Source organism: Cuniculiplasma divulgatum (genome assembly GCF_900083515.1).
GTDB lineage: Archaea > Thermoplasmatota > Thermoplasmata > Thermoplasmatales > Thermoplasmataceae > Cuniculiplasma > Cuniculiplasma divulgatum.
Genome location: NZ_LT671858.1, coordinates 848,924 through 873,127, shown reverse-complemented (window position 1 = coordinate 873,127; position 24,204 = coordinate 848,924). Strand labels below are relative to the sequence as shown.

Below are 24,204 nucleotides of genomic sequence, written 5' to 3'. Positions count from 1 at the left end.
CATTACACCACGGACGCACTATCTGCGAGATAATTCGCAACGAACCAGATCAGGTAAGTGCGGAAGATTTTGTTGCCAAAGTTGTGACTTGGCTAAGTGTTGCAGAATCAAACGACAAGGAGGAATTAAAAAAATGATCTTAAATGAAGAAGGGAGGGGCTGCAACCCGCCCTTAATACAAGGTGACGAACCCTCAAATGTAAGTAGTGAGAAATCGTTTATTACATTTTCGACGACTGATATTGACAAGCATCAAACACAGGCTGCAAAGGCGGTTAACTACACCAGAAAAAGGTGGCGAATCTTTCCGTGCGATAGAACTAAGGCCCCGATAGTGGATCCTTCCCTTGGGTTTATCCATGGTGTCAAGGATGCAACAAGCGACACAAAAATTATCGCCAAGACCTGGTTCAGGTATCCTGACGCAGCAATTGGTTTTGCGATTCCGCCTGAATTAATTGTTATAGACTGTGACGTGAAAAAAGATGCGCAGAAGCGCCCGCTAGTAAGTAACGGATTACTCAAGCGCATAGGGCTGGAATCATTTCAGAAACTTATTCTTGGACTAAACATAACAGGGGACCATCTGCGTACTCTCTCGGTTAGGACCCAATCTGGCGGTACTCACTTTTATTTTCAAATGCCGGAAGGAATTCCATCATTCAATCACGTTGCTGCGTTGCCAGGTCTCGACCTGAAAGGATATGGTGGCTACGTAATTTTGCCGAATTCACAGGGCCAGTATGGCAGATACGAATTTTTGAATATGACCAAGATAAGACCTATTCCAGAGCCCTTTCTAAAATGGGTCATGAAATTCAGTGGAAAAACAAAAAGTGCTAGATCACCACTATTGCCAACTGGTACGGCCAAGATAGATCGCGATAAGATCGTGAAAATTTTACTATATTACTGGAAAAACGGAGACGGTAAACGAAACGAATTAACACTCGCAATTGCCGGCTTTCTCGCACATTCTGGAGGCACTGAGGCAGATGCCGTATTTGTAATTTCTGAACTCGCAAGAATCACAGGAAAGGGTGGAGACCACATTTCAGGGGCCAAGTACGCATTTAAAAAGAATGGACCAGTTAAAGGATTCCGGACCTTGGAGAAACTTATGGGGGAAATAAGCGATGGCAAACGATAGGACTAAAAAAGATGGAAAAGACCTAAGAGATGCAGTGAAAAATGACCAGGATAACAAAGAGAAACAAAAACTATACAAAACACGATTTTCTCACGGTGGCTGGCACTATTGTGAGTTCACCGACGAAAAGGGATCGTTGTTGTTTTTGAAATATAAGAACGGACAAACGGAAGTTGTGCCGGAAGTAAAAATTCCGGATCCTGATTCTGAAAATTCAGAAATCACTATATTGCCTGCTCCGCAGATAGCTCAAACAAAACGTGATCGGATACTAAAGGAAGATAGGTTCGAATCTGTTAAATTCCCTCCCGCTCCAGTTGAATATGAGAGCGAATATGCACTATATTGCGAAATAAAAGCATTTATTCACACTTTCATGGAATTGAAACCGGAGGATGAGATAATTCTTTCTCTATATGTAATGAAGGCTGCGATATTTGATGCGTTAAAGGATACATCTTTTCCTTTTATTCACATATTGGCGCCTTACGGTAAAGGAAAATCCAGACTGCTAACGACAACATGCGAGATAACGCCTTTTGGCTTTTATTCTATTGACATAAAATCAGCTGCTCTTAAGCGAATTTCTGACCTGTACGGTGCGCCTCTCTTCGTGGATGAAAAAGGGCAGATGGACAATGACTTAGCTGCCATACTCAACGGAAAATATAACGCGAACGCCTTAGTACTCAACGCAAATAATGAAATCCAGCAGGGATTCTCAGCTATAATAGGTTATAGAATCTTTGGGCCGTTGGTTCTTGCCGGGAGGACACCGTTCAGGGATGATGCCATCGAATCAAAGAGCTTTCAAATAAACATGGACTTTGAACTTGCCAGAGAAGATGTACCTAGGAAAATCAAAGGAAAAACGCTGGATCAATTTACCGGAGATGCCAGAAGAATCAGGGGCATGCTCCTTAATTTCAAGGTAAAATGGCACGATAAAATAAACGAAATCAAGGGAAGCAATTTTTTGAAATTGTATGAGTCTCATACAGAACCAAGGCTTTTTGAGGTTATTTCATTTTTTGAGGATCTTCTTGAGATCATACCTGAACTAAAATCGGAAATAGGGGACGTGCTTAAATCTCAGATACTAAGGAATGCACAGGTTGCAGCTGAAACTCCTAACGGGATTATCGCCAATGAAGTCCTGACGCTAATGGACTCTCCTGAGGCCACTGCTCAGTACAGTATAGGAGGAAGAAGCTATACCGGAATATATCTTAGCGCAATTTATGATGAAATTGGAAGGGATTACGCGAAACAGGCAGGGAAGATATTATCTGCATTAGGCCTAAAAACAGACAGACCGAGAATAACAAGGACTAGGAAAGGAAACGATGGTAACGATCAGGACTACACAAAACGTTACACTGTGGTAAAGATCCCTGATGAAAAAAAGATCAGTGAATTGAGATCGAGATATGACACTGAATTTGTTCTTGCCAAATTATCCAGTATAGAACAGGCTCAGCAGTCAATCTTGGACGATGAGGACGATGAGGACGATGAGAAAGGAAGCCCCCACACTCAAAGTAACAGCAAAAACGATATTAAAGCCAATAAATCAAAGCCTCAGCAATCAAAAAAGGAGAATGATCAGTTACCCCCCTTCCAAAATGATAGTCCTCTTCGTCCTCTTAGTCCAGACCTGCAAGGAGACCCTTTAAAACCCGACGTCCAGAATGAAAACTCTAATAATGACGAAAGGAACCTGAATCAAGAACCACTCCATGGATTACCTCTAACTAAAGAACAGGGAGAAGAATCGGTCAATTTATTACTAGAGCATGGAGTTCATCTTAACGCATCTGATACCGGCGTTTCCATCTACGGGGATAAATTCAACATAGCGATCCCGAGAGCATACTACCGCCAGAACAGTGAAACCGTCGATCGACTGATGAAAGATCTAGGGTTTACAAGGGGCAATAAAGGAAGCGAGGCAAATGTCTTTTTTAGCAGGCCACTGAAAGGAGGCGATCAACAGTGATCCTTCAGATGTCATGGAAGGATCTTCAGGGATCAACTGTAAGTGTAAATTACATAGGACCAAAGAACGCACCATACAAACTTACAGGAGAGTTTCAGAGAATCGCATTCAGTAGAATTATAATTGACGGGTTGAAGTCAGGAAGAACCCATAGAATACCACTTGATAAAGTGATATCTATAGCTGAGCTTGACTCAGATTTTAAGATCCTAAAATTTTTACAGGATGGCATAGGGGCGGCCTTATGCTCCAAAGAGGAAGTGATAGAGAATGAATGAACAGAGTATAGAAAGTTTGAAAAAAGTGGCTGACAGCATATTCCATCTTTATGGATGGGGACTGGAGGTCAAGCAAGGAACGGATGAGGAAATAGATGTGGAATACAAACAGGGAGTTGATGATGCTGGATTGCCAGGAGGCATATTCAGAATACTTCTTTCCGAGTTTGAAACAAGAGGATTATCCCTAACCATGATAAGCATAGAGGATGAGGAATCACTTTACCTGGTATTCAGGGAGATCTAAGGAGGTAATGAAAATGGAAAATGGAAAACTGAAAGTGGAAGAAAGAAAGGAAATAGTGATCTGCACGCTGCATGAAAACGATACAGGAAGAACGGGATCTTTAATTTTAGATCCGGAACTAAGACTCTTACATTGTGAGATTTGCAATTCTTACAGTTGTTTTCACATAGTTTATGCAATGAGAAATGAACAGATAAGGATTGAACGGAGCAGTGCTTTAAAGAGGATCTGCAAGGAGTGTTCAAATTACAACCTTCCAGGAGCGAAGTACTGTGATGAATGCGGATCAAAGATGGAGGTGGTTTCAGTTGAAAATGAGCAATAACGGAATAGAAACAATAAGAAGGATCCTGGACAACGGACTTACTTATTACATTATAAGGGTCATTGTATGGGCTGGAAACAAAATATTCAGAGATGAGGTGAACTAAAATGCAATCTGAAATCAAAACAAAATGTATAATAGTCAGGGAAGGGAAAACACCCTATCCCGTAGAGGCAGCGCCGGATCAGGATGGAATCATAAGAATGTATTGTGTTCTTGATTCTTCCATCAGCTGCACACATGCGAAATTTTCCTGGACACTTCCAGAGGTTCAGGAAATGGTACAGAGAATGTATGCAGAAATGAGGGAAACAAAGGAGGCGGTTCAATGATAACCCTTTCAGAATACATGCTTAGCCAGGATGACCAGGAAAAGGTTAGATCATTTATCGAGAGGCTGCAGAATAAGGAAGAAACACCCTTTAAGGCATGTCCCCTTTATGAAAGATGTGCAGCTCCCATATGCCCCATGGATCCCAATGCCAAACACAGATCATGGTATTCGAATGAGGATGTATGCAGCAGCTCCAAGTTTAAGGATCACAATGTTGTTGTAACTCAGAGGAAGATCTCAAAAAAAGGATCTGAGGGTTACTTTACATATGAGATGCTTAACCGGGATATTGTCGTAAAGAAGGGAATCCAGGGAATTGATCCTGACATACCAGGAAGTGTTGAACGAAAGGGACAAAATGTTATAGAATCGCTCTACAGGGAAAGGGAAGAATCATGGCTAAAAGGACATCCCGAGATTACCATGCAACAGAGAAGAAGGATGAAAGAGGAAGGCATGAAGAGATCCGATGCACTGAAACGATACAGGGAGATGATCTAAAATGGAAGCCATCTACTTTGATTCTTTCAAAATGATACCTTCAACTACTACCTTTGAAGGTATGCTTAACCTTTCCAGTGTAATTATATTACCTAATTTGAAGATGGTTAAAAACAGAGTGGTAAATCGCATATTCAATACAAGGACTATAATCAACAAAACAGATCACATGTTTCCTGGACCTGAAAGGGATCTTCCAGGAAGACCATGGGATAAGGAGCCAGGAATCGATGAACCATATCTGCCTGACGATCCAGGAGAAATACCCTCAGATCCATGGGATGATGAGGAAAGGGAGGGAGCTGCAGAATGATTAAGCTCTTTGTAACAGGCCTATTAATCATTCTGGTTTCATTCTTCCTGGACGTAAAGGGCATGTTGCCTGAATATCCTTTTATTCCATTGTTGCTTGGTGCATTGGGTTTTATTCTCATGGTTGCAGCTGCTGTTAGTTCCATATCCAGGAGAGGCAAACCATCCAGAAGGAAATAGATGGACCATGAAGATAGAGATCAGGTTAAGTGACATGGAGGAGCTGATCCTTGAATCACTAACCAAGAGGAGCAAGACAACCGAACAGATCCGTTACTACCTGGAAGGCAGGGGCATGGATGTACCCAGTTATAGTGTGTCCAGGGCCCTGATCAACATGACTAGAATGGGACTTGTAACCAGGGAAAGGGGATGCAGAGTTTACAGGTACAAACTGGCCATAGAGCATGCCGTTACGGATGAGGACTAAGCCGGGTCAGCCGTGCTATTATATTCCTGGAAACTTCCCAAATAAGGATATAATTTTTAAAAGTGTCATCTAAAAATGTCATTATGTTGCCTGAAATTGGGCATAGGGAAGCAATATCTCAAATATCCCTAGTATGGGGGTCCCCTCCCTTAATTAATTCAACGGGCGTATTACATAAGATGAAACCCGATCATTTCCCAAGGCTGAACCATAGGCTTTGTTATTGCTATATGGTCCTTCTCATAGAATGAGGGTATATTCAGAAATGATTGAGTACAGTAATTTTGTAATGTTAATCTGTATTCGCAGAATTACCGGAATATTCAGCATATCTGTAATGCGTAATCTCATGTTATATGTCATGTTACATTGGCATGACATTGTTATAAATCTCGTAAATTAAAGAATAAATTCAGTAAAATCACATGTGGTGGTGGCGGCGAACCCTATTATTAATTAACCATGACTCTTAGGGCTGATAGAATTGATACCAATCTGAATTAGCCATTACCATGGAATGACCCCCCCCTCCCCCTGGGCATATATAGATATAAAGGCGCTCTAAATTTTTGTTTTTTCTCTGGAAGAAGCCCTGATTCTTCCAGGTAAAGAGTAAAAATATAATGCATAACATGAACCATCGAAAGAACACCGAAAGGCACACCGAAAGGAAACCTGTATTTCCCGATACTTTCATCGAAAGCCTATATCACTGACATGTTACATGCATTTAAAAAGGATCTGAGTGAATTATAAGGATCTCATGGTAAGGATCCATGAGATCTTCTTGGCCATGATCTTAATATAAATTCATGATGCCTTAGGTATTATAATTAAAATGAATCCATCTACTTATTTTTTTAAAAATATTGCCTTCATCTACTTTGTTTGAAGAACTGCTAAAACTTCTTAATGTAATTATATTGTCTTAGTGTGAAAGGGCGATAAGATAAGGACTAAAATAAAGAATGAATCATAAAGAGAGTTTCATAACTATTTTACCAGATGGAAGAGTTGTAAAAACCTCATATCCCTGATTCATGTATTGCTCTATTTCTTTTTCACTAACGATCTTTTGCCTTGTTCCATTACCAGTCATATTTCCGAGAAGTCCTTTTTTAATTAGGTTTTGAAAGTCCTCATTGCTCATTTTATCTAAGTCTAGTTGGTCTATCTTGTCTTGAGTATATCCAAGGACCAGAGAAAGAATTTCAACCATAACACTTTTCTTAATATCTCCTTGCGATTTGCTATGTTCAACAGTCTCTATGAAGCTAAGGCATTTTGAATACTGCTCTCTTCCCTCGTCGACCTTTCCCTCCCTCTTTGTATATGTTTCCTCAATGTCTCCCTTATGCCCCATAATGAACTGACGCCATGGATGTGAAATAAGTCCTTTTGCCTCAGCGCTATCAAGGTTAGTCCCAAAGTATATTCTAAAAATATATGGTCTCCATTCAAAACCCGCCTTAGCGATTGTTTTCTTAATCCTTCTTAGAAGCAATGTAGTAAGTAAAAACCGATTCTTTTTCTCTGATGACTGCTTTTCTATAGGTAATATTACAGGGGATTTTGTCGTAAGTCTTTCGCCTGAAGTCATTCGTGCATCAAGGTATTCTTTAAGGTATTCAGATCCCTCCGGACCAAGAAACGTAAAATATGCGGTTCTAATTTTAGACAGCTCTGGCCTAACGCTTATTTGAACTGGCATGTGTTCGTAGACTATTTTTCCATCTTTGATCTTTAGATCTGGAATGTCTCCTATCGTTAGGCCATTGGTACCGTCTATATTCCCTAGGACTTCGGGTCTTAACCCTGTAAATGCCATAAGAGAAATCGAAACTCTCTCCCTTAAGGTTGCTATCCTCAGGACCTTAGCAATTTCATCTTTCGTAGGAATAACTTCCTTTTCTGCCTTCAGATTGCGGTTTTCATTAGTAATATTTATTCCTAATTTAACAGATGCGTTATTGAACTTAAGGTAGGATAAAACAGCTTTAAGACTTGTAGATATAGAAGATCCCATAGTACCTTTTTTCTCTAAATCCCTTATAACATCCGAAACTGCCCCTTTAAATTCGTCAAAGTTATCCCTCGCCATAGAAATAATAGAATCAGGATCGAGATTTAGATACTCCAACCACAGCCCAAAATTTCGAATATAAGTGTCAGAAGTGATTTGAGATCTTGCTTTCAGATTCGAATACCATCTTTCAACCTTCTTATTTTCCAGCAGTTTTCTATGTCTTGTTAATGGGTTCATGCTTGCATATCCATCTATGGTATAATAATTATTGTACCATCTCTGGTAGAGGATAGGTAGGGATTTGAACCCTAATAAATAAGATCTGCAGTCTTACGCATAACCTCTCTGCCACCTATCCATAAAATTCCGTAATAGAATATTGCATATTTACCTTTCTTTATAAGAACGGTTTCAAAATTATGGAAAATGAAATGATTATAATGTACTCATGTCGATAACGAATCTATATTTGACATCTGAATTAACTGTTCTTACATATGCCTCATTGACTTTTGACATGGGTATGAGTTCTATGTCAGAAACAATATTATGCTTATCACAATAATCTAACATTTCCTGAGTTTCTTCTATACCGCCTATATTTGATCCACTAATTGACCTTCTTCCATTGATAAGCGATCCCGCAGATATAACATGTTGAGATTCCTTTTCCGGTAATCCGACAAGAACTATGCTTCCATCAATTTTCAAAAGTGAAATATAAAGATTCATATCATGTGGCGCCGGGATTGTATCTATTATCAGATCCATCGACATCCTGTTTTTCTTCATTTCTTCTATATTTTTGGATATAATCACTTTATCTGCTCCAAGTCTCTTTGCCTCATCCTTTTTCTTCTCAGATGTCGTCATTACAACAACATTTGCACCCATTGATTTGGCTAACTTGACTGCCATATGACCAAGCCCTCCTAATCCTGCCACGCCTACTGTTTGACCGGCTTTCACATTCCAGTGTTTCAGTGGAGAATATGTTGTAATTCCTGCACACAATAGGGGAGCAGTGGCCGCAAAATCTAGTTTCTCAGAAACTTTAAGAACAAAATCCTCAACGACCACAATCTTATCGGAGTACCCACCATAGGTAACACCCCCACTTACTTTGTCCTTTGAACTGTAGGTAAATGTTGCACCATTTTCACAATACTGCTGTAGTCCACTCTTGCATGGTCCACATTGTCCACACGAATCAACCATGCAACCAACACCAACCCTATCTCCCTGCTTGAACTTTTTTACACCACTGCCAACATTTCTTACAATTCCAACTATCTCATGTCCAGGCACCATGGGGTATGAAGCTCCTCCCCAATCATTATTGACCTGATGAATGTCTGAATGACAAATTCCACAGTATTTTATGTCAATTAAGACATCTTTTTCACCAAGTTCTCTTCTCTCGAAGTTATATGGTGATAATTTTCCTCCTGCTTCTCCTGCTGCATATCCTTTTGCTTCCATACCTTCAAAATATCGAAATTACTTATAAACATTCTTTTAAGTCCTAATTAGGAAAGCTACTTTTCCATTACAATTCTATTATTAATAGCGAAAATTAAAAAAGTAATTTGGTTATATTAAATTACAAGCCACCGAAAACTCTCATCTTAATCTTCTTTGGCATGAGTTTTGCCAGCGTGATATATGTTCCAACGCTTCTCTCACCCCTTGCATGAATTCTGGAATGCAATTCATTATGCTTCATTAGCCATGGTTTTATCTGATTATCCCATACTTTCTGATATTGTTGTAGATCATTGTTTACAGTTGCGATAGCTGCTTCCTTTCCGGACCAAAATGCGCCCTGCAAACCCCCCGCCGTTGTGTTAAGGACTGCATTAACCATATCTCCCACCCAAAGCTGATTTTCTCTGACAACCTGATCAGAAGGTTTTGTCAGCGGGATCTGATGTGCCATTGTGTGAACTATTTCGCCATCAAGCTCTGGAAATTTTTCTGTAAATTTTTTTAGTACACTTTTTGGTGCCTCACCACTAAGAGGATAATAACAAACTCCAATTTTTCTGGTATTTTTTGAGTCAGCAAAATCCCAAAAATATCCACCTGGGGCAAGATCACTAAACCAGAGTATCATTTGAAAGTCCTTTCTTTCATCAAGCTCCCTTGTTTCCTCATATGCCACAAGCGCTTGTGTTTTCGTGAGTTTGGAACCTAGATTTGATTGTGGTCCAGCTGCCATAATAACGTTTTTTGCTGTTAAAATACCATCATTTGTTTTAATCTGATTCCCCTTAACTTCACTAACTGTTGTTTTCATCTTAATGTTAAGCTTTCCTGCAAAACCTGAGGAAAGGTATTTCTCGTATTTGGTGAAATCATAGACCATTCCTACTGGATGATCAAAGTTTAGATCAATTCTCTTACCTTTTTCCGTTCTGAATGACATATTATAAATGTTAGAAGCGACTATTTCTTTTGCTGTTGGCATGCCAATTTTTTTTACCCATTCCAGCGATACTGCTCCCGTAGACCTTACCGGTAAGCCTATCTCCTCCTTCTTATCAAGAATTACATAATCCCTCTTTTGATTTTTTAATATACAACCAGCTGACAGACCACCCGTGCCAGCACCTATGACTACGGTCTCATAATCAAAATCTTTATCCACTACCTTGTTATGCGAAATAGTTTAAAAAATTATCCTAACTTATTATCTATATGAATATATTATTTAGATAATTATGGGAAAAATGGAAAAATTTGTATAAAAATATATATCAAAGATCAAAATGTAGTTGAATATGCCTGATGAATCTTATTCACTGAAGAAGGCAATGGATTTCATTGAAAAGGAACCATCCATAGTTTTACCTTTTATATTTGGTTACATAATTTTGGCTGTGTTTGCTGTTTTAGTGGACGCCAGTGAGTTTGATATAACATCGGTTTATTTAAAGACCGCTCATCCACTTTATCATGTTGATTTATTTCTTGTGGACTTTATTGGGAATATAATAATTGATTTTTTCCTTGTTCTTGCTATATTCTGGCAAACTTTCTCAGTCTCAGATCTCGTTGATAAGGGCTCTTTTTCCATAAGGACATCACTTTCAGATTCTCTATCATCAAAGGGTGAAATATTTCTCATTGCCGCATTTATTTCATTTATTTCACTAGTTTTTGCCTATATCCCATTTGTGGGTGGTTACATTAGCGCACTCTTTACCATAGTGGCATATGTTTCAGTGATTCTTATTAATCTTAACAGGAAAGGTTTAATAAGAAACATGACAAGTATAATCTCAACGTTGAGTGATTATTACAGAAAAGAACCAACTTCCGCACTTTTCATCGGACTTTTAATGCTGGTGTATATAGTACCGGATTCATTGCTTGATATCCTTGTTGTATTTGTGCTTATAATTTACGGAAGTATAGTCTTAAAACTTCTCAACTAACAATATACAATTTAGAAAAATATTAAGATTATAATTGCATTGTAAGCTATGGAAAACATTGACGTAGTTGATCTGGAAAATCCAAAGGGTTGCAACCTTATACTAGGTTATTCACATTTCATAAAAACTGTGGAAGATCTGGAAGAAATCATAAAAACATACATCCCTAAAGCGTCCTATTCCATCACCTTTTCAGAGGCTTCCGGAGACAGACTGGTTAGATTTGAATCTAACGATCCTGAACTGGAAGAAACTGGCATCAAAAACATTTTAAATCTAAAATGCGGACACACATTCCTCATATTAATAAGAGATGCGTTTCCCATAACTGTTTTAAATGCCATAAAAAATTGCCAGGAAGTAGGCAGTGTCTTTGCTGCAACTGCTAATCCTATTTCTGCCATCGTATTCAGAGGTAAAAATGGTGGAGCTATTCTTGGAGTTATTGATGGATTTTCTCCCCTGGGAGTTGAAACAGAGGAAGATAAAAGAAAGAGAAGAGAATTTCTTAGGAATATAGGCTACAAAAGATAGGTCCGTGGTGTAAAGGATATCATATGGGCCTCCGGAGCCCATGATCCGGGTTCAATTCCCGGTGGACCTGCTATTCTATTACTTTGAGAAAAATTCATCCTCAACTGTTCTTTTCTCATAATAGATTGAATCTACTTTGTAGTTTTCCTTTACAAGAGCACTGTTAATTTCAGAAGTCTCAACCTTATTATCCGATGGTGTTGTAATTTCATATGCCTGGTTAATCCTCCTGACTGTTCCAAAGGTCTGAAGCAATCTTAAAAGATTATCGTCCGGGTTCAAAACTTTTACCCATATTTTACCAATATTCTTTGACATCGTTTCTATATCTATTGATTTTAGTAGCTGTCCATTTTCAAGATATACAAACTCGTCTGCCACTGACTGTACCTCCTTAAGTATGTGGGATGAAACTATGACCGTTTTACCACTATTTCTGGCTTCGAGCATTATATCTGTCACCATCTTTATGCCGAAAGGATCAAAACCATTGTACGGTTCATCCATTAGGATGTTATCCGGATCATGAAGAAGAGCCATTGTCAATCCAACTCTCCTTCTCTGCCCAAGTGACAGGTTTCTCATGGATTTTCTTGAAAATTCCTCCGAAAGACCAAATTTATTCATAAGACTCAATGCTCTTTCTCTTGCCTCTTTTATAGATAAATCATAGTATGAGCCAAAATGCATCATTTGGTTTATTATCTTCTCATCAGGATCAAGAAACGAGCCGTCTGGCATTAGACCTATTTTTTTGATGGACTTTTCCCTATCATTTACTATGTCATAACTATCTACAAGAATTCTGCCAGCTCCTGGCGTATGAACCCCGGACATCACGTTCAAAAGTGTAGTTTTCCCTGCGCCATTTGGACCAACAATTCCATATATCTTACCCTGTTCGAAAGTCTTAGTAATATTTTTTAATGTGATTATGTTCTTTTTGTATGAATAGAACACTCCACTTACATCTATCATTGGAATTGATAATTTCCAAGTCTATTTAAAATTTACCGAAACGACATATTAATGGAGCCTGGCATTATATAGTTTTTTAAAAAAGAGATAAGATGAATAGGGTTAAAGTTCTTTTTTCAGGTCTGAAAGTAATTCTTCATTAATTTCAGCACTTTCCTTATATATGGAGTGCCTGGTTACAACGAATGCGTTTTTTGTTTTCTTAAAGCTTTCAGCCTTCTTTTCATCAAATTTGAATTTCAAATACTGCAAAGTTGACTCAAGTGTTGCTGTAGATCTTCCTTCTTCAGGTATTCCCTTTAGTTCAGTATCTGCAAATACCAGGTAAACATTGTTTTCGATTCCTGTCAGTCTGGGCATCTCCTTTAATAATTTTTTCTCATCGCTGATTTCTATGAACATGGAAACGCTGAATTCTTTATCTCCTGGTATCAGTTCATTATAGGTTTTTAGAATATGATCTTTTTCTTTGGCATCGTGAACATTTTCAATAAGTATCATTTCATTGATTTGATTCAATACAGTATCCCTGTTTTCGAATAGATAACTGAAAGTTTTACTTGCGATTCTTCTGTGTCTTTTAACTGCTATAATTTTTTTTCTTTCTTCTGTTAAAATCTTTGAAAATTTTTCAGGGGGGATAATTTCCCCTTCAGTAATTTTTTGCATTCCAATCACTGGCTTTTCTTCATTTCGGCGAGAGTCTTTTCATATTTTGTTGCGTGTGATTTTTCGGCCTTCGATAGTATTTCAAACCAGTGGGCGATTTCGTCTAAATGCTCTTCTCTTGCATCCTTTGCAAAGCCGGGGTACATCTGACTGTATTCATATGTTTCTCCAGCTATGGCTGACTTTAGGTTTTGCTCGGTTGTTCCAATTGGCTCGTTGGTTACTGGGTCCCCTACGAGTGCCAGATATTTAAGATGACCGAAAGCATGTGCAGTCTCACCGTCTGCTGTTGATCTAAAAACCTGTGCTATTTCCTGCTGTCCCTCTTCGTCTGCCTTCAGGGCAAAATAAAGGTATCTTCTGTTAGCCTGACTTTCTCCAGCAAAACCTGCCTTCAAATTTTCTAAAGTCTTGGTATTTTTTAATTCCATTTTTCCACCGTTTTCTACATTGAGTTTACGTATATTTAATTTTCTTTAATTTACTATCAAATAATAATTAATATATATTAGCTCTTCCAGAAAGAGATAAAAATATTGCCAGATTGGATGGAACTGTATCTTCCTCTTCTAATTTATAATGAATTCTATTGAAATTTATTTCAAAAGGTTTTTTCATCCTTACTCCGATCGGATCATCCCCAAATATATTTGGAATTGCCTCACTCAGGGGTTCGAATGTTTTAAGTGAATCTATATCTATTTTTCTTACAATTAACCCAGTTTTTCCATGAAGGCTATATGGAAACCTGATCAGTCTATGAATATCAGTTGAAACGGGTTCATCAATTTCTACTGAATTTTTTTTAACATATTCACTTATAATTTTCTCAAGTAGATTTTCAATCATTTTTATGTTAGTGTTACTGTACTTTTCAATCCCCTGTTCCATATAGATTTGTCTGTACTTCCTCTTATCCTTTGCTGATATAGTCCTATCAAGCAACTGCTTTATCTTATCTTCCCCGACTCTGTCTACATATTCCGTTTTTTCCCCCTGTGCGATTTTGTTAAGTGTATCTATCAATTCGCTGTTTATATCTGATATCCAACCTTTTCCAGTAATGGGAGTTTTCGATGCTATGCCTAAAAAGGATTTGATTGATATGCCCTCTCCCCTGACAAGATTAGAAATCTCCCTTCTCTGATCAGAGTTCATCTGGTAAATTTTATCACTTTTTATATGAATGTGGTAACCCCTTGCCCCCGAAAAATAAATATTAAGACTCTCAGGATCTAAATCCAAATATCCAATAAGAAATTTATTCAAAAGCCTCAAGGTGTGATCTTTCACTTCCCTTAGAATCTGTTCATAGGACATTTGATCTGCACCCGGAATGTGGTCTGCGTCCAGATCAAATACATATTCTGCCCCATTCCACTCTTTTTCCTGCATTGACCTTTTATCAGGGTACTTGTAGTAAGCAACAGAGTGATAAAGATGTCTTGGAATGTTATCCATGAGAAAATTCTGTAGATCCAGTAAATCTTCAACTTTTCTATGTCTAATCATTGTTCCTTCGAATGGTATGAAACCGATTTCCCTTTTGTTTAACTGTTCTGTATATACCTGTTTATTCTGATAGTAATATTCCCTGAATTTTTTAGTCAAAAATTTTTTTTCGTCCAATAAACAGAAAGTGATACATATATTAATAAAATTTCCAATACGGGAAAATCATGTTCAGAAAACTAGTTGTCATTTCAATTATATTCCTGATGATTGCTTCAGGATTTACCGTCATATCTTTATCCAGCACTTCCTCTGTAGATAATGCAAAATATAATTACAAAAATCTAACAACTACTAACACAAGTCGCAGTGGTCTCGCATGGAATGTTAATGCCTCACCACAGCTTGCTATTTTAAAACAGAAACCACAGCTGGTAGGCCAGGGTTTTCCATATAATGTTTCTCAAATAAGACAAGCTTATAATCTAACCGGATTTTACCAAAACGATACATGTGGCCAGGGTTTTACAATTGCTATTGTTGATGCTTTCGGAGACCCATCCCTCAATTATGACCTTGAATCATTCAATTCCCTATATAATCTACCTACTGCGAACATATCCTACTACTATCCATATGGGTCACCTAAGAATCTTAATTCCAGCTGGTCCCTTGAAACCGCAACTGACGTTGAGTGGTTTCATGCGATAGCTCCAAGAGCACATATAGATCTAATCATAGTTCCAAATGCTGAAGTTGGATATCTTCAAGGTGGGGTAAACGATACAATAAATAATATCAGTAACGTCAATGGTCTAAGTATGAGCTGGGGAATTGCAGAGTCCTCTCTTTCTAATGGATTAATGTATACCTATAATCAAGCATTTCTTGAAGCAAACAAAAAGGACATTCACATATTTGCAGCATCGGGTGATCAGGGAGCCTATGATGCAACAAAAGCTTTGACAGTTAACTTTCCAGCCGGAGATCCATATGTAACATCAGTAGGCGGTACTACTTTAAATTATGCAGATGGAAAATATACACAGACATCATGGAGCGGAAGTGGTGGTGGTTACAGTACAGCCTTTTCAGCACCTAATTATCAGAATGCGACCGGTTTTCACGGACAATCCTTAGGGGTACCAGATATATCTGCAGTAGCTAATCCTAATGATGGTGGGGTGACTGTCTTTTCAAGGGGAAATGCTATAACGCTTGGAGGTACTAGCCTCGCAACACCGATTACTGCAGGTTCTTTTATACTAATAGATCAGGATCTTCATGGAAAACTTGGTTTCATAAATCCACTACTTTTTAACCTTTCAAGAACTAACCAGTACGGAAAGGCTATAATTCCTGCAGTAGGTGGGAGTAATGGCTATTACACAGCAACATACGGATGGAATCCGGTAACAGGCCTTGGGTCTATTAATGCTGGATTACTTGCAAAAGATATATCACAAATTTATTCATATTATGGCTACAGCGTGACATATGGCCAGATTAATACATCTTATGTAAACTTCAACACAGAAGTTTCGATGTCACCATTAACATCTGCTTCCAGCCAATACATCTCCTTCGCTGGGCTTACCATTGGTTCTTACGGTTCTACTATCAGAGCAGGACTGTGCCAGATAGGTAATTCAATATATGAATCATTCAAGGCTGGAAATTATATTTATTTAAGAAATTTGGGTACAGAAAAAATATTATCAAAAAAAGTAGTGGTTCAGCTCAAAGTGGATAAACTGACGATAACAGTAGGTAATACGACAAAGGATTTGCAGGTCTTTCCACAGTCAATTTATGGTACCAATGCCAGTTTTATATTTGAGTTCAGCAGTGGAGAAGGAAAGCCTCTCAACAGTGGAACTGCTTCTTCATCTGAAAATGTCTTCAACAATGGATATTTATCAGTAACTCAACCAGTTTCAGGTAAACCAATTTATCCTTTTAATGAAACTGCATGTTCTACTCTACAAATTAAAAATACCAGTAACTCCATAGAATTCTCTTATAATTCATCCAATCCTTCAGGATCATTTGAGAAAAATAGTGGCGCTTATCCATCCATAGAGTTAAATCAATCAAGTCCGATGTTTATATATATTTCCAATACTGGCGGTAACACTGTAACTCTTAATGGAAAAATAGAAAATTCCAGGACAATTCAGGTAAATTCTGGTGAATCCCTGAAAATAAGGTTTTACCGTCAACTAAAAATGACATTTCAGTTTGATATAGATTTACCATCCGTCAGCTCTTTGCATTTACATTTCTCTTATCCTGCAGACTCTAATTACAGCAACAACTTTACATCAATCATTGATTACACTTCCAATCTCAGATTAAACGATACTACTGGATTTTCATCACTAGGATCTTGTACCAATCTCACAACTAATTCAATGGGCTTTAGAACAAATACATCTCACTTTGCGAATTCTGATACTAAAGTTAGAGAACAGGAAATACCAGTCAATTTATCATTTGATATATCGCCTATTGGAGCCAAGTTAAGTCTGTCAAATGGATCAGAAATATTAGACCATAATGGAATAATAGTTTATTCGGTGATCCCTCAGTTTATTAATTTCACTATTAAATCCACAAAAAATGGATATAAAAACACATCAGGATTCCTGAGACTAAAACCAGGGTTCAATGTGACTTACCTTCCCTTCTCCTTAGGTGGAAATGGAAATGGCTATTACCTAAATGGAACAGTTGCAAACGGTTATTATGACGCGGAATACAGCATCACTATACCTATAGCTTCCGCAAAGATATCCTACAGTGATATTAATGCTTCTTCTGATAGATTTGGGTATTTTTCCATTTGGTTACCAACTGGAAAAGATCAGGTAACTACTGACGCTAGATATTTCTATTCAACAAAAACTAATTATACACTGGAACAGAATAAGGTAGATCAGCTTATATTGCTTCAGCCAAATATCAGCTCTCTCCTAGAATCCGCCCTATCAATAACTATTGATAGATTGATTCCGTTATTTTTCTTTACTTCATTTATCTCTTGGTCAATCTCTTTTTCGTCTTCAACCGTTTCTTACTATATAGTGGAATACCGTACATCAGGTCAATTAAGTTGGAACAAGGTCAGAATGTCCGGACATTCAAATAATATTGCATTCATAAATGGAATTTACCCAGATTCAAAATATTACTTTAAGGTAATAGCAGTGCTGGATGGCGGTGCTACTGTAAACTCTAATGTGCGAACAATTTCATATGAATCTCCAATATACCTTTTCCTTAACATATTAATTTATATGGGAATACTGTTCTACATTTATGCAATGATTTCATATTTCAGAGGAAGAAGGCGCAGAAAAAAATTAAAAGATTCCTTCCGTGAATGGTAATAATAAGATTTCTAAATATAATATAGAACTACTCATGTTCACATTTTTATTTATAATCAGATGCGGAGGGCCGGATTTGAACCGGCGAACCCCTGCAGGAATGGACCCTGAATCCATCGCCTTTGACCATGCTCGACAACCTCCGCAAAACAAAGTGTTATTGATCTGTAATACATAAAACATACTAAAGCTTGCTGGAAGGTGAGTGAAAAATATTTTTTAACATTGCCTGATTATAGATATTTTTCACATAATAAGTGTATTTCCGCAATTAACCTTTAAGAAAAAGATTGCAATAATTGATGAAATTAAGTCTAATGTTTTTCCATAGAAAATCCAAATTTTAAAATTTGATTAGGGAATTCAATATCAATCAAGTTTATAGATAACTTCTTTGAAGACTTCTAAAAATATTCCACTGAATGTCTCCATTTTCTTTAATTAGTAAATCATTAATATGTTAATAAAATTAGGGTGTATGTTTGAGTCCGTCTTTGAGAGGATTGGCAAAGGTGTATCAAAGAATAGCGGAAAAATTATTGTTATATGGATAGTTTTGATCGTGTTGATGGGTTATGGTGCGCTTCTAGTCTTTTCACACACTAGCTTCGATATTACCAGTGGGTTTGGTTCTAGTAAAACAATGTCTGGTAACGCCACTTCTGAAGTATCTAAATATTTTAGTCCATCTGCCGCAGGACAGTCTACCAACACATCAGAATTAATAATTGTTTCACAAAATATTACAACAACCACCTCTCAGGGAATGAATGCACTTATAAGTTTTCAAAGTGAAATGAATAAGTATCTGAAAACAACTAAAAATTATACAGGAACAGAAAACATTATTGTCACTGAGAGAGATACGCTACAAAACTACACTAACGGGATACTTAAATTGATTTCCGCCAACTATAATATTACAAAGAATATGAACGAACTTGGATCCGGAATAAACAAAACAAGCCCTATATTTTTGGGTCCGGAAGAGATCTATTTTCTGTCCTTAAATAACGCTTATATTAATGGAAGAAACGTGACTGAATCCGAATCCCTAGCATATAATACAGTGATTCAGGAGTTGCCCTCGAATAGTCCTGTATTCAATTTACAGAAAGCATACACCAACCTGTTCTCGAAATATGTGAATTCGACATTAACATCAAGCAATGTGAACCAATTAAATGCCATTATGCAGGTCGGCTCAGAACTTAGTCTTAAGGATTCATCTTTTAATGCATCCCTAAGTAGTTATGGTCTATACCCAATAGGTCAATTTATAATAGTTCACCAGAATCTAACCAGATACGTATCAAGCCCTTTAAGTGAGAATGTAAACCTTTCTATCCAACTTCTTAAGGAGGAATCGGGAAATTCCTTTTCTAAAATTAAGACTTTAATTGTTTCTACGGATAATACTTCAATAATTCAATTTGCCGGTATGGCATATAACCTCAGCCAGCCAGCAACTAAGCTACAGCTTGATTCAATAGCAAATCTTCTTTCAGTAAGGTCTAGTTTAAAAGATTTTGCAGGAAACCCACTATTTGAGGCGAATAAAAACTTCCTATCGACTTATCTTAGCTCAGTTATTAATTCAACCTCCGTAAAGGCGGTTGTAAACCAGTTTATGTCCTCTTATCCATTACAGGATTTGCCTCTGGTTCCGACACCGTATCTTTATCATAACTTTGTGGGCTATAATCACAGTACATCCATATTCATTTATACCTTTAAGGGGAATTATTCTGCTAGGGTTGGTAATAAAATTCAGTCCATTGCTAATAATGCCTCCTCCCTGTATAAAGGAAGCAAGTTTCTGGTAGCAGGATCAAATGAGCTCGCAAGTCAGTTATCAGGAGAGGTTACTTCTGGTTTAATAAAAGCACTGGGAGCTGGTATACTAATTTCGATTCTGATAGTTGGACTGTTCTTCCGGTCTGTAAAGGCTGCCTTTATACCCATACTCATGTTTATGGTTTCTACCGTAGTATCCCTTGGAATAGTAGGATATCTCTATACCTATGTTTTACACACTGAAGCCTCTTTCATAACGCCCACGCTATTATTGATATTTATCCTTGGGCTCAGTAGTGACTATACTGTCTACATAATGGCCAGATACAGATCAGAGCTTCGAAAGAAAACGGAAAGACCAACAGTTATGTCTGCAAGATGGGCTGGTCACGCTGTCTTTACTTCCGGTCTCACAGTGATCCTTTCTGAAGTTGTTCTCTGGCTTGCAAATATACCCTTTTTTAGCGATTCAGGCTTTGCTAACGCAATAGGCGTAACAATTACACTTTTAGTAGCCAATACACTACTACTTTCCATTCTTCACAGGTATGGAACAAAAATATTCAAGAAAACTGCTAATGGAGAATTTCATGAAGGTAGTCATAAACATCTACATGCAATCGGTCTTTTTTCAACGAAACACATTAAAGCAATGGTAGCTATCTTTGTGGTAGTATCAATACTTGGACTAACTGTTTATGAAGTTACGCCTTCGGGAATTGACATACTTAAACTATTACCTCAAAGTCCCGCAACATCTGCCATTCAGGTTGTTAATGATAGCTTTAATGGAGATTTCTTCGATAGAGATTTTGAAATCGTACAGCTCCCACAACCTTTGGTGTCAAATGGAGTTCTCAACACTGCAGAAATGTCGACTGTTCTTCAAATAGAAAACGCAACTATTAATACAAAAGGTATCTCAGAAGTACTTGGACCTGGAAGACCTTTTGGATACTACACCGGTTACGTTCCATCCAATGTTCCATCTGCAGCGGCTGCTACTTACATTAATCAGACAAATACTTTTATAAGTACCACAAACCCAAATTACGTCGAGATAGTATTTCAGACATACAATATAGGATGGGGCAATAAGGCAATTAACACTGTAACCAATCTCTATGGGAACATTAAAGCTGTACCTGATGCGAAAACGACATACAGTGTGGCGGTTGGTGGTTTAACACAGAGCTTATCAGATGCTTTGCACACAACACAGGTATCATTTTCTGAAATCCTTCCAATTCTGGCTATAACCATATTTTTAATACTGCTAATACAGCTCTCATCTGTCCTTACACCTCTCAGGCTAATTATAATGGTTATGGCAGTTGTACTCGCTTCCCTTTCCGTTTCCTATGTTATTTTCCACTATCTCCAGGGATTTCCAGTCGTTATATTCATGCCAGTGTTCGTTTTTATAACTTTACTTGCCGTAGGTCTCGATTATGACATATTTATGATCACAAGAGTGAGAGAGGAAGTAATGAAAGGATCCGGTCTCAGAGATGCTGTGGTAACCAGTGTCACTGAAAATGGAAGCGTGATCATGCTACTTGGAACATTACTATTTGTGACATTCGCAGCGCTTTATTTCAGTGCAATTCCACTCGTCCAGGAGATAGGTATTGGAGTTGGGCTAGGAGTGTTGATAGACACATTCATTAGCTGGCCATTCTTCATTCCAGCAATCATGACCATAATAAAGAAATATAACTGGTGGCCATCAAAACTTTCAGACAAACCATAAACATTTATTTTAAATAAATCTGATATAATTACCTAACTTTTACTTCTTTATAGTATCTAAATTAGGTTTTTCTAAAATACTGACTCGATGGAGAATAAATTTCTTCAATTTAATTTTCTCAAACTTGTTTTAACAGTATATCTGTCCTCGCTAATAACTATCAGGATAGATTATTGTTTTATCACTCGTTTTTGCATTAATTATTACGGTATTTAATTTATGTAAGAACATATAAAAAATTGATTAAAACTGATTATTAGAATATTATCCAAAAGTATTAGAATTTAAAAAAAATAATAGAATGGTATGGATTAAAATTAGTTCATTGTTTTAAGCTTGTCCTTTATTACCTGGTAATCTGGTTCCTTTCCAGGGTCTTCTGAAACCCATGCATATACTACCTTTCCAGTCTTATCAAGTATAAATACAGATCTTTTTGAAACATCCAGCTTTGGAAGACCTATAAAGTTCTTGTGGACTATACCATATTCAGTGATTACATGTTTTCCGTGATCACTGAGAAGATCAAAGTTTAGATTGTTTGTTTCTGCAAACTTCGCAAGTGAAAATGGAGTATCAACGCTAATTCCCAGGACCTTTGCCTTCATATCATTGAATGCCGCCATAGAGTCTCTGAATGCGCACATTTCCTTTGTGCAAACACCCGTAAATGCTCCTGGGAAGAATGCAAGAACTACGTTCCCTCCTCTAAACTCCGATAACTTTCTAACCTTGTTTTTTGCATCTGGCAATTCGAAATCTGGTGCCATATCTCCGACTTTTACTACCATTTTCTCACCAGTATGATATATGAGAATGATATTTAAGTTTAATATGAAAGCTATTTCATTATTATCAGGTGGAAAAGATTCATTTCTTTCCACAGTTATAGCTCAGGAACAGGGTCTAGAGGTAGTATGCTGTGTAACTGTCGAGCCTGTAAAGTATTCTGAAATGTTTCATGTGCCTAATTACAAAATTGCCAAATATGTAGCAAAATTGATTGGACTTGATACAGTTTTTATTAGCGAAACCAATTTCTATAAAGATTTACTAAGTCTTGCGGAAAAGTTAGGTGCAAGGGCAATAATTAGTGGGGCAATAGCATCAAATTTCCAGAAGACTAGAATAGAAAAGTTCTGTACTGAAAATAACCTTCTATCCTATTCACCGCTGTGGCTTATGGATCAGGAAAATGAATTAAGAAGCGTAATTCTTTCAGGGATAAGACCCATAATAGTGAGCGTTTCGGCGGAAGGCCTTGGACATGAAAATCTTGGGAAGGTGATTGACCAGGACATGATCTCTGAACTGATAAAACTGAGAAATAGTTTGAGAATCAACATTGCTGGAGAGGGGGGAGAATATGAATCTCTGGTCATTGGATTTAATAAAAAGATCCTCAAAATTCAAAAATTTGAAGATGTAATGGATGGTTCAATGGCATACAGAAAAATAGATAAAATAGAACTACAGGATTAAATCCTGTTTTCACTAACTTATTAAATTTTTACCCTCTCGACCTCTATGGCATCCCACGTTGGGTATTCTTCTATCTGGTAAATTTCATAATCAAGTTTTCCCTTAAGATCATCAACGATCCATGGTGCTATCTCAACTCTTCTCTTTATCTTATTTATCTGCATTTCATTTTTGGGAATTCCAATATTTAAAAGTGCCTCAGCCATCTCCTCCACAGGACCGCCCTGAATTATACCCCTAATTATGGTTCCATCCTTTGTAACTATGTCATATGGCTTTGCCACATTTTTTGCTCTCCTCTTAAGACGATTCTTGAGCTGAACTCCATCCTTAAAAGAAGCGGAGCAGTAGTGAACTGTAAAATCAGGATTTTCCTTCACCATATCTATGGCAAGTTTTTGTGAATCTTTCGCACCAGATTCTACATCATTTTTAATTTTGTAGTTCTTGCCAAGAAGATTTTCATAATTCGTTTCTGAGAATTCCAGTTCATTGAGATTAATAAAATCAAGGTCCATTTTCCTGCTGAAATCGATTAATGCTCTTGTGTCCTCAAACCTTCCTGGAAGACTTGGAACCTCGATACCAACACTCATTCCCATATCTCTGGACCATTTTATCCTGTCCTTGAAAATAGAACGGTCCATAACACGCCATATCTCCTCTGGAGGATGGAATCTTATTTCATCAAGACATGCCTTTGCTACAGTTTCTATAGCTTCCTTGGAACCGCTTATTGTGTATAAATGAATATGATGAGAATCTCCAAATTCCTCCTTCAAAATTTTGATATATTCAGCCGTTCGCTCATAGAACTTTAGTGGATCACCACCCGTGATTCCAGTACCGGTAGCCTGGATCATCTTTGCTTCAAAAATGGCATCTTTCATATTTGCAAGTGGCATTTCATCTGCAAACATCACGTCATTCATCTTTTTTTGTTCTGATAATGGGCAATAAAAACACTTCGCATCACATATCCCTGATACGAAAAGTACCATCTTTGCCCCCTTTGCACACATGGTGCAACCTAATGGTAAATGACCATTGTATACTGACTTCCCGGGAAGACTCTTCATTAAATCTCCATACTAGATGAATATTA

The 24,204-nt window shown here is 37.5% G+C and carries 25 protein-coding genes and 3 tRNA genes; 17 read left to right on the top strand and 11 right to left on the bottom strand.

Translation table 11 applies throughout. From position 1 onward, the window contains the following. The first annotated feature begins 133 nt into the window (after positions 1 to 133). Genes CSP5_RS04305 through CSP5_RS04265 form a run of 11 tightly spaced genes read left to right on the top strand, consistent with a single transcriptional unit; the run spans position 134 to position 5,576 of the window. Positions 134 to 1,150 (top strand): bifunctional DNA primase/polymerase, encoded by a 1,017-nt coding sequence (locus CSP5_RS04305; RefSeq protein WP_148689714.1) that lies wholly within the window; start codon positions 134 to 136, stop codon positions 1,148 to 1,150. Continuing rightward, on the top strand, positions 1,137 to 3,149 hold the full coding sequence (locus CSP5_RS04300) for a hypothetical protein (RefSeq protein WP_148689713.1): 2,013 nt from the start codon (positions 1,137 to 1,139) through the stop codon (positions 3,147 to 3,149). Before CSP5_RS04305 ends, CSP5_RS04300 begins: the two co-directional genes overlap by 14 nt. Beyond that, positions 3,146 to 3,427 carry a hypothetical protein gene (locus tag CSP5_RS04295; protein WP_148689712.1) on the top strand — a complete coding sequence of 94 codons (282 nt, stop codon included), beginning with the start codon at positions 3,146 to 3,148 and terminating at the stop codon, positions 3,425 to 3,427. Before CSP5_RS04300 ends, CSP5_RS04295 begins: the two co-directional genes overlap by 4 nt. Continuing rightward, complete coding sequence (locus tag CSP5_RS04290) at positions 3,420 to 3,674, top strand: hypothetical protein (RefSeq protein WP_148689711.1); 255 nt, start codon at positions 3,420 to 3,422, stop codon at positions 3,672 to 3,674. The genes CSP5_RS04295 and CSP5_RS04290 overlap by 8 nt, the downstream gene beginning before the upstream one ends. Before the next feature lie 13 nt (positions 3,675 to 3,687). Beyond that, positions 3,688 to 3,999, top strand: a complete 312-nt coding sequence (locus CSP5_RS04285) for a hypothetical protein (protein WP_148689710.1) — start codon at positions 3,688 to 3,690, stop codon at positions 3,997 to 3,999. Next, positions 3,983 to 4,105, top strand: a complete 123-nt coding sequence (locus CSP5_RS09965) for a hypothetical protein (protein WP_277868670.1) — start codon at positions 3,983 to 3,985, stop codon at positions 4,103 to 4,105. The genes CSP5_RS04285 and CSP5_RS09965 overlap by 17 nt, the downstream gene beginning before the upstream one ends. Position 4,106: 1 nt before the next feature. Beyond that, positions 4,107 to 4,331 (top strand): hypothetical protein, encoded by a 225-nt coding sequence (locus CSP5_RS04280; RefSeq protein WP_148689709.1) that lies wholly within the window; start codon positions 4,107 to 4,109, stop codon positions 4,329 to 4,331. After that, positions 4,328 to 4,834, top strand: a complete 507-nt coding sequence (locus tag CSP5_RS04275; protein ID WP_148689708.1) for a hypothetical protein — start codon at positions 4,328 to 4,330, stop codon at positions 4,832 to 4,834. The genes CSP5_RS04280 and CSP5_RS04275 overlap by 4 nt, the downstream gene beginning before the upstream one ends. 1 nt (position 4,835) lies before the next feature. Beyond that, positions 4,836 to 5,147 carry a hypothetical protein gene (locus tag CSP5_RS04270; RefSeq protein WP_148689707.1) on the top strand — a complete coding sequence of 104 codons (312 nt, stop codon included), beginning with the start codon at positions 4,836 to 4,838 and terminating at the stop codon, positions 5,145 to 5,147. Continuing rightward, positions 5,144 to 5,326, top strand: coding sequence for a hypothetical protein (locus CSP5_RS09720; protein ID WP_077076364.1), 183 nt, complete (start codon positions 5,144 to 5,146; stop codon positions 5,324 to 5,326). The genes CSP5_RS04270 and CSP5_RS09720 overlap by 4 nt, the downstream gene beginning before the upstream one ends. Continuing rightward, positions 5,271 to 5,576, top strand: coding sequence for a hypothetical protein (locus CSP5_RS04265; RefSeq protein ID WP_145983970.1), 306 nt, complete (start codon positions 5,271 to 5,273; stop codon positions 5,574 to 5,576). Before CSP5_RS09720 ends, CSP5_RS04265 begins: the two co-directional genes overlap by 56 nt. Positions 5,577 to 6,549: 973 nt before the next feature. On the opposite strand, the gene CSP5_RS04260 is transcribed toward CSP5_RS04265, so the two are convergent. The 4 genes from CSP5_RS04260 to CSP5_RS04245 all read right to left on the bottom strand — a co-directional run bounded on the left by CSP5_RS04260 (position 6,550) and on the right by CSP5_RS04245 (position 10,252). Then, a complete protein-coding gene (locus CSP5_RS04260; RefSeq protein WP_148689706.1) occupies positions 6,550 to 7,839 on the bottom strand; it encodes a site-specific integrase in 1,290 nt (429 codons plus the stop codon). Positions 7,840 to 7,888: 49 nt separating this feature from the next. After that, positions 7,889 to 7,960: transfer RNA gene (locus CSP5_RS04255), tRNA-Cys, on the bottom strand. A 77-nt stretch (positions 7,961 to 8,037) separates the two neighbouring features. Continuing rightward, positions 8,038 to 9,084 (bottom strand): NAD(P)-dependent alcohol dehydrogenase, encoded by a 1,047-nt coding sequence (locus CSP5_RS04250; protein WP_021788698.1) that lies wholly within the window; start codon positions 9,082 to 9,084, stop codon positions 8,038 to 8,040. Between the two features lie 121 nt (positions 9,085 to 9,205). Beyond that, positions 9,206 to 10,252, bottom strand: coding sequence for an NAD(P)/FAD-dependent oxidoreductase (locus tag CSP5_RS04245; protein WP_021788697.1), 1,047 nt, complete (start codon positions 10,250 to 10,252; stop codon positions 9,206 to 9,208). Between the two features lie 133 nt (positions 10,253 to 10,385). On the opposite strand from CSP5_RS04245, the gene CSP5_RS04240 reads away from it, so the two are divergent. From CSP5_RS04240 to CSP5_RS04230, 3 genes are all read left to right on the top strand, one after another. Next, entirely contained in the window at positions 10,386 to 11,042 is a 657-nt protein-coding gene (locus tag CSP5_RS04240) for a hypothetical protein (RefSeq protein WP_021788696.1), read from the top strand. 48 nt (positions 11,043 to 11,090) lie between these two features. After that, the gene (locus CSP5_RS04235) at positions 11,091 to 11,576 is read left to right on the top strand and encodes an adenosine-specific kinase (protein WP_021788695.1); all 486 of its coding nucleotides are present in this window, start codon (positions 11,091 to 11,093) and stop codon (positions 11,574 to 11,576) included. Beyond that, positions 11,575 to 11,646: transfer RNA gene (locus tag CSP5_RS04230), tRNA-Arg, on the top strand. The genes CSP5_RS04235 and CSP5_RS04230 overlap by 2 nt, the downstream gene beginning before the upstream one ends. Before the next feature lie 8 nt (positions 11,647 to 11,654). Here the strand turns inward: CSP5_RS04230 and CSP5_RS04225 are convergent. The 4 genes from CSP5_RS04225 to priS form a co-directional block, all read right to left on the bottom strand. Beyond that, positions 11,655 to 12,554, bottom strand: coding sequence for an ABC transporter ATP-binding protein (locus tag CSP5_RS04225; protein WP_021788694.1), 900 nt, complete (start codon positions 12,552 to 12,554; stop codon positions 11,655 to 11,657). A 102-nt stretch (positions 12,555 to 12,656) separates the two neighbouring features. Beyond that, positions 12,657 to 13,223 (bottom strand): DUF3501 family protein, encoded by a 567-nt coding sequence (locus CSP5_RS04220; protein ID WP_021788693.1) that lies wholly within the window; start codon positions 13,221 to 13,223, stop codon positions 12,657 to 12,659. 5 nt (positions 13,224 to 13,228) lie between these two features. Next, positions 13,229 to 13,654, bottom strand: coding sequence for a rubrerythrin family protein (locus tag CSP5_RS04215; protein ID WP_021788692.1), 426 nt, complete (start codon positions 13,652 to 13,654; stop codon positions 13,229 to 13,231). A gap of 67 nt (positions 13,655 to 13,721) precedes the next feature. Next, entirely contained in the window at positions 13,722 to 14,852 is a 1,131-nt protein-coding gene (gene priS, locus CSP5_RS04210; RefSeq protein ID WP_021788691.1) for a DNA primase catalytic subunit PriS, read from the bottom strand. Between the two features lie 50 nt (positions 14,853 to 14,902). Between priS and CSP5_RS04205 the strand changes: the two genes are divergently transcribed. Next, on the top strand, positions 14,903 to 18,067 hold the full coding sequence (locus tag CSP5_RS04205) for a fibronectin type III domain-containing protein (protein WP_021788690.1): 3,165 nt from the start codon (positions 14,903 to 14,905) through the stop codon (positions 18,065 to 18,067). A 61-nt stretch (positions 18,068 to 18,128) separates the two neighbouring features. Here the strand turns inward: CSP5_RS04205 and CSP5_RS04200 are convergent. Then, a tRNA-Leu gene (locus CSP5_RS04200) sits at positions 18,129 to 18,213 on the bottom strand. Positions 18,214 to 18,545: 332 nt separating this feature from the next. Here CSP5_RS04200 and CSP5_RS04195 point away from each other — a divergent pair. Then, positions 18,546 to 21,617, top strand: coding sequence for an MMPL family transporter (locus tag CSP5_RS04195; RefSeq protein WP_172399401.1), 3,072 nt, complete (start codon positions 18,546 to 18,548; stop codon positions 21,615 to 21,617). Between the two features lie 317 nt (positions 21,618 to 21,934). On the opposite strand, the gene CSP5_RS04190 is transcribed toward CSP5_RS04195, so the two are convergent. Continuing rightward, positions 21,935 to 22,408, bottom strand: a complete 474-nt coding sequence (locus CSP5_RS04190; RefSeq protein ID WP_021788688.1) for a peroxiredoxin — start codon at positions 22,406 to 22,408, stop codon at positions 21,935 to 21,937. Between the two features lie 43 nt (positions 22,409 to 22,451). Here CSP5_RS04190 and CSP5_RS04185 point away from each other — a divergent pair, with 43 nt between their 5' ends. Continuing rightward, positions 22,452 to 23,099, top strand: a complete 648-nt coding sequence (locus CSP5_RS04185) for a diphthine--ammonia ligase (RefSeq protein WP_077076180.1) — start codon at positions 22,452 to 22,454, stop codon at positions 23,097 to 23,099. 20 nt (positions 23,100 to 23,119) lie between these two features. Here CSP5_RS04185 and CSP5_RS04180 read toward each other — a convergent pair whose 3' ends face one another. Further along, entirely contained in the window at positions 23,120 to 24,178 is a 1,059-nt protein-coding gene (locus CSP5_RS04180; RefSeq protein WP_148689704.1) for a radical SAM protein, read from the bottom strand. Positions 24,179 to 24,204: the final 26 nt, after the last annotated feature.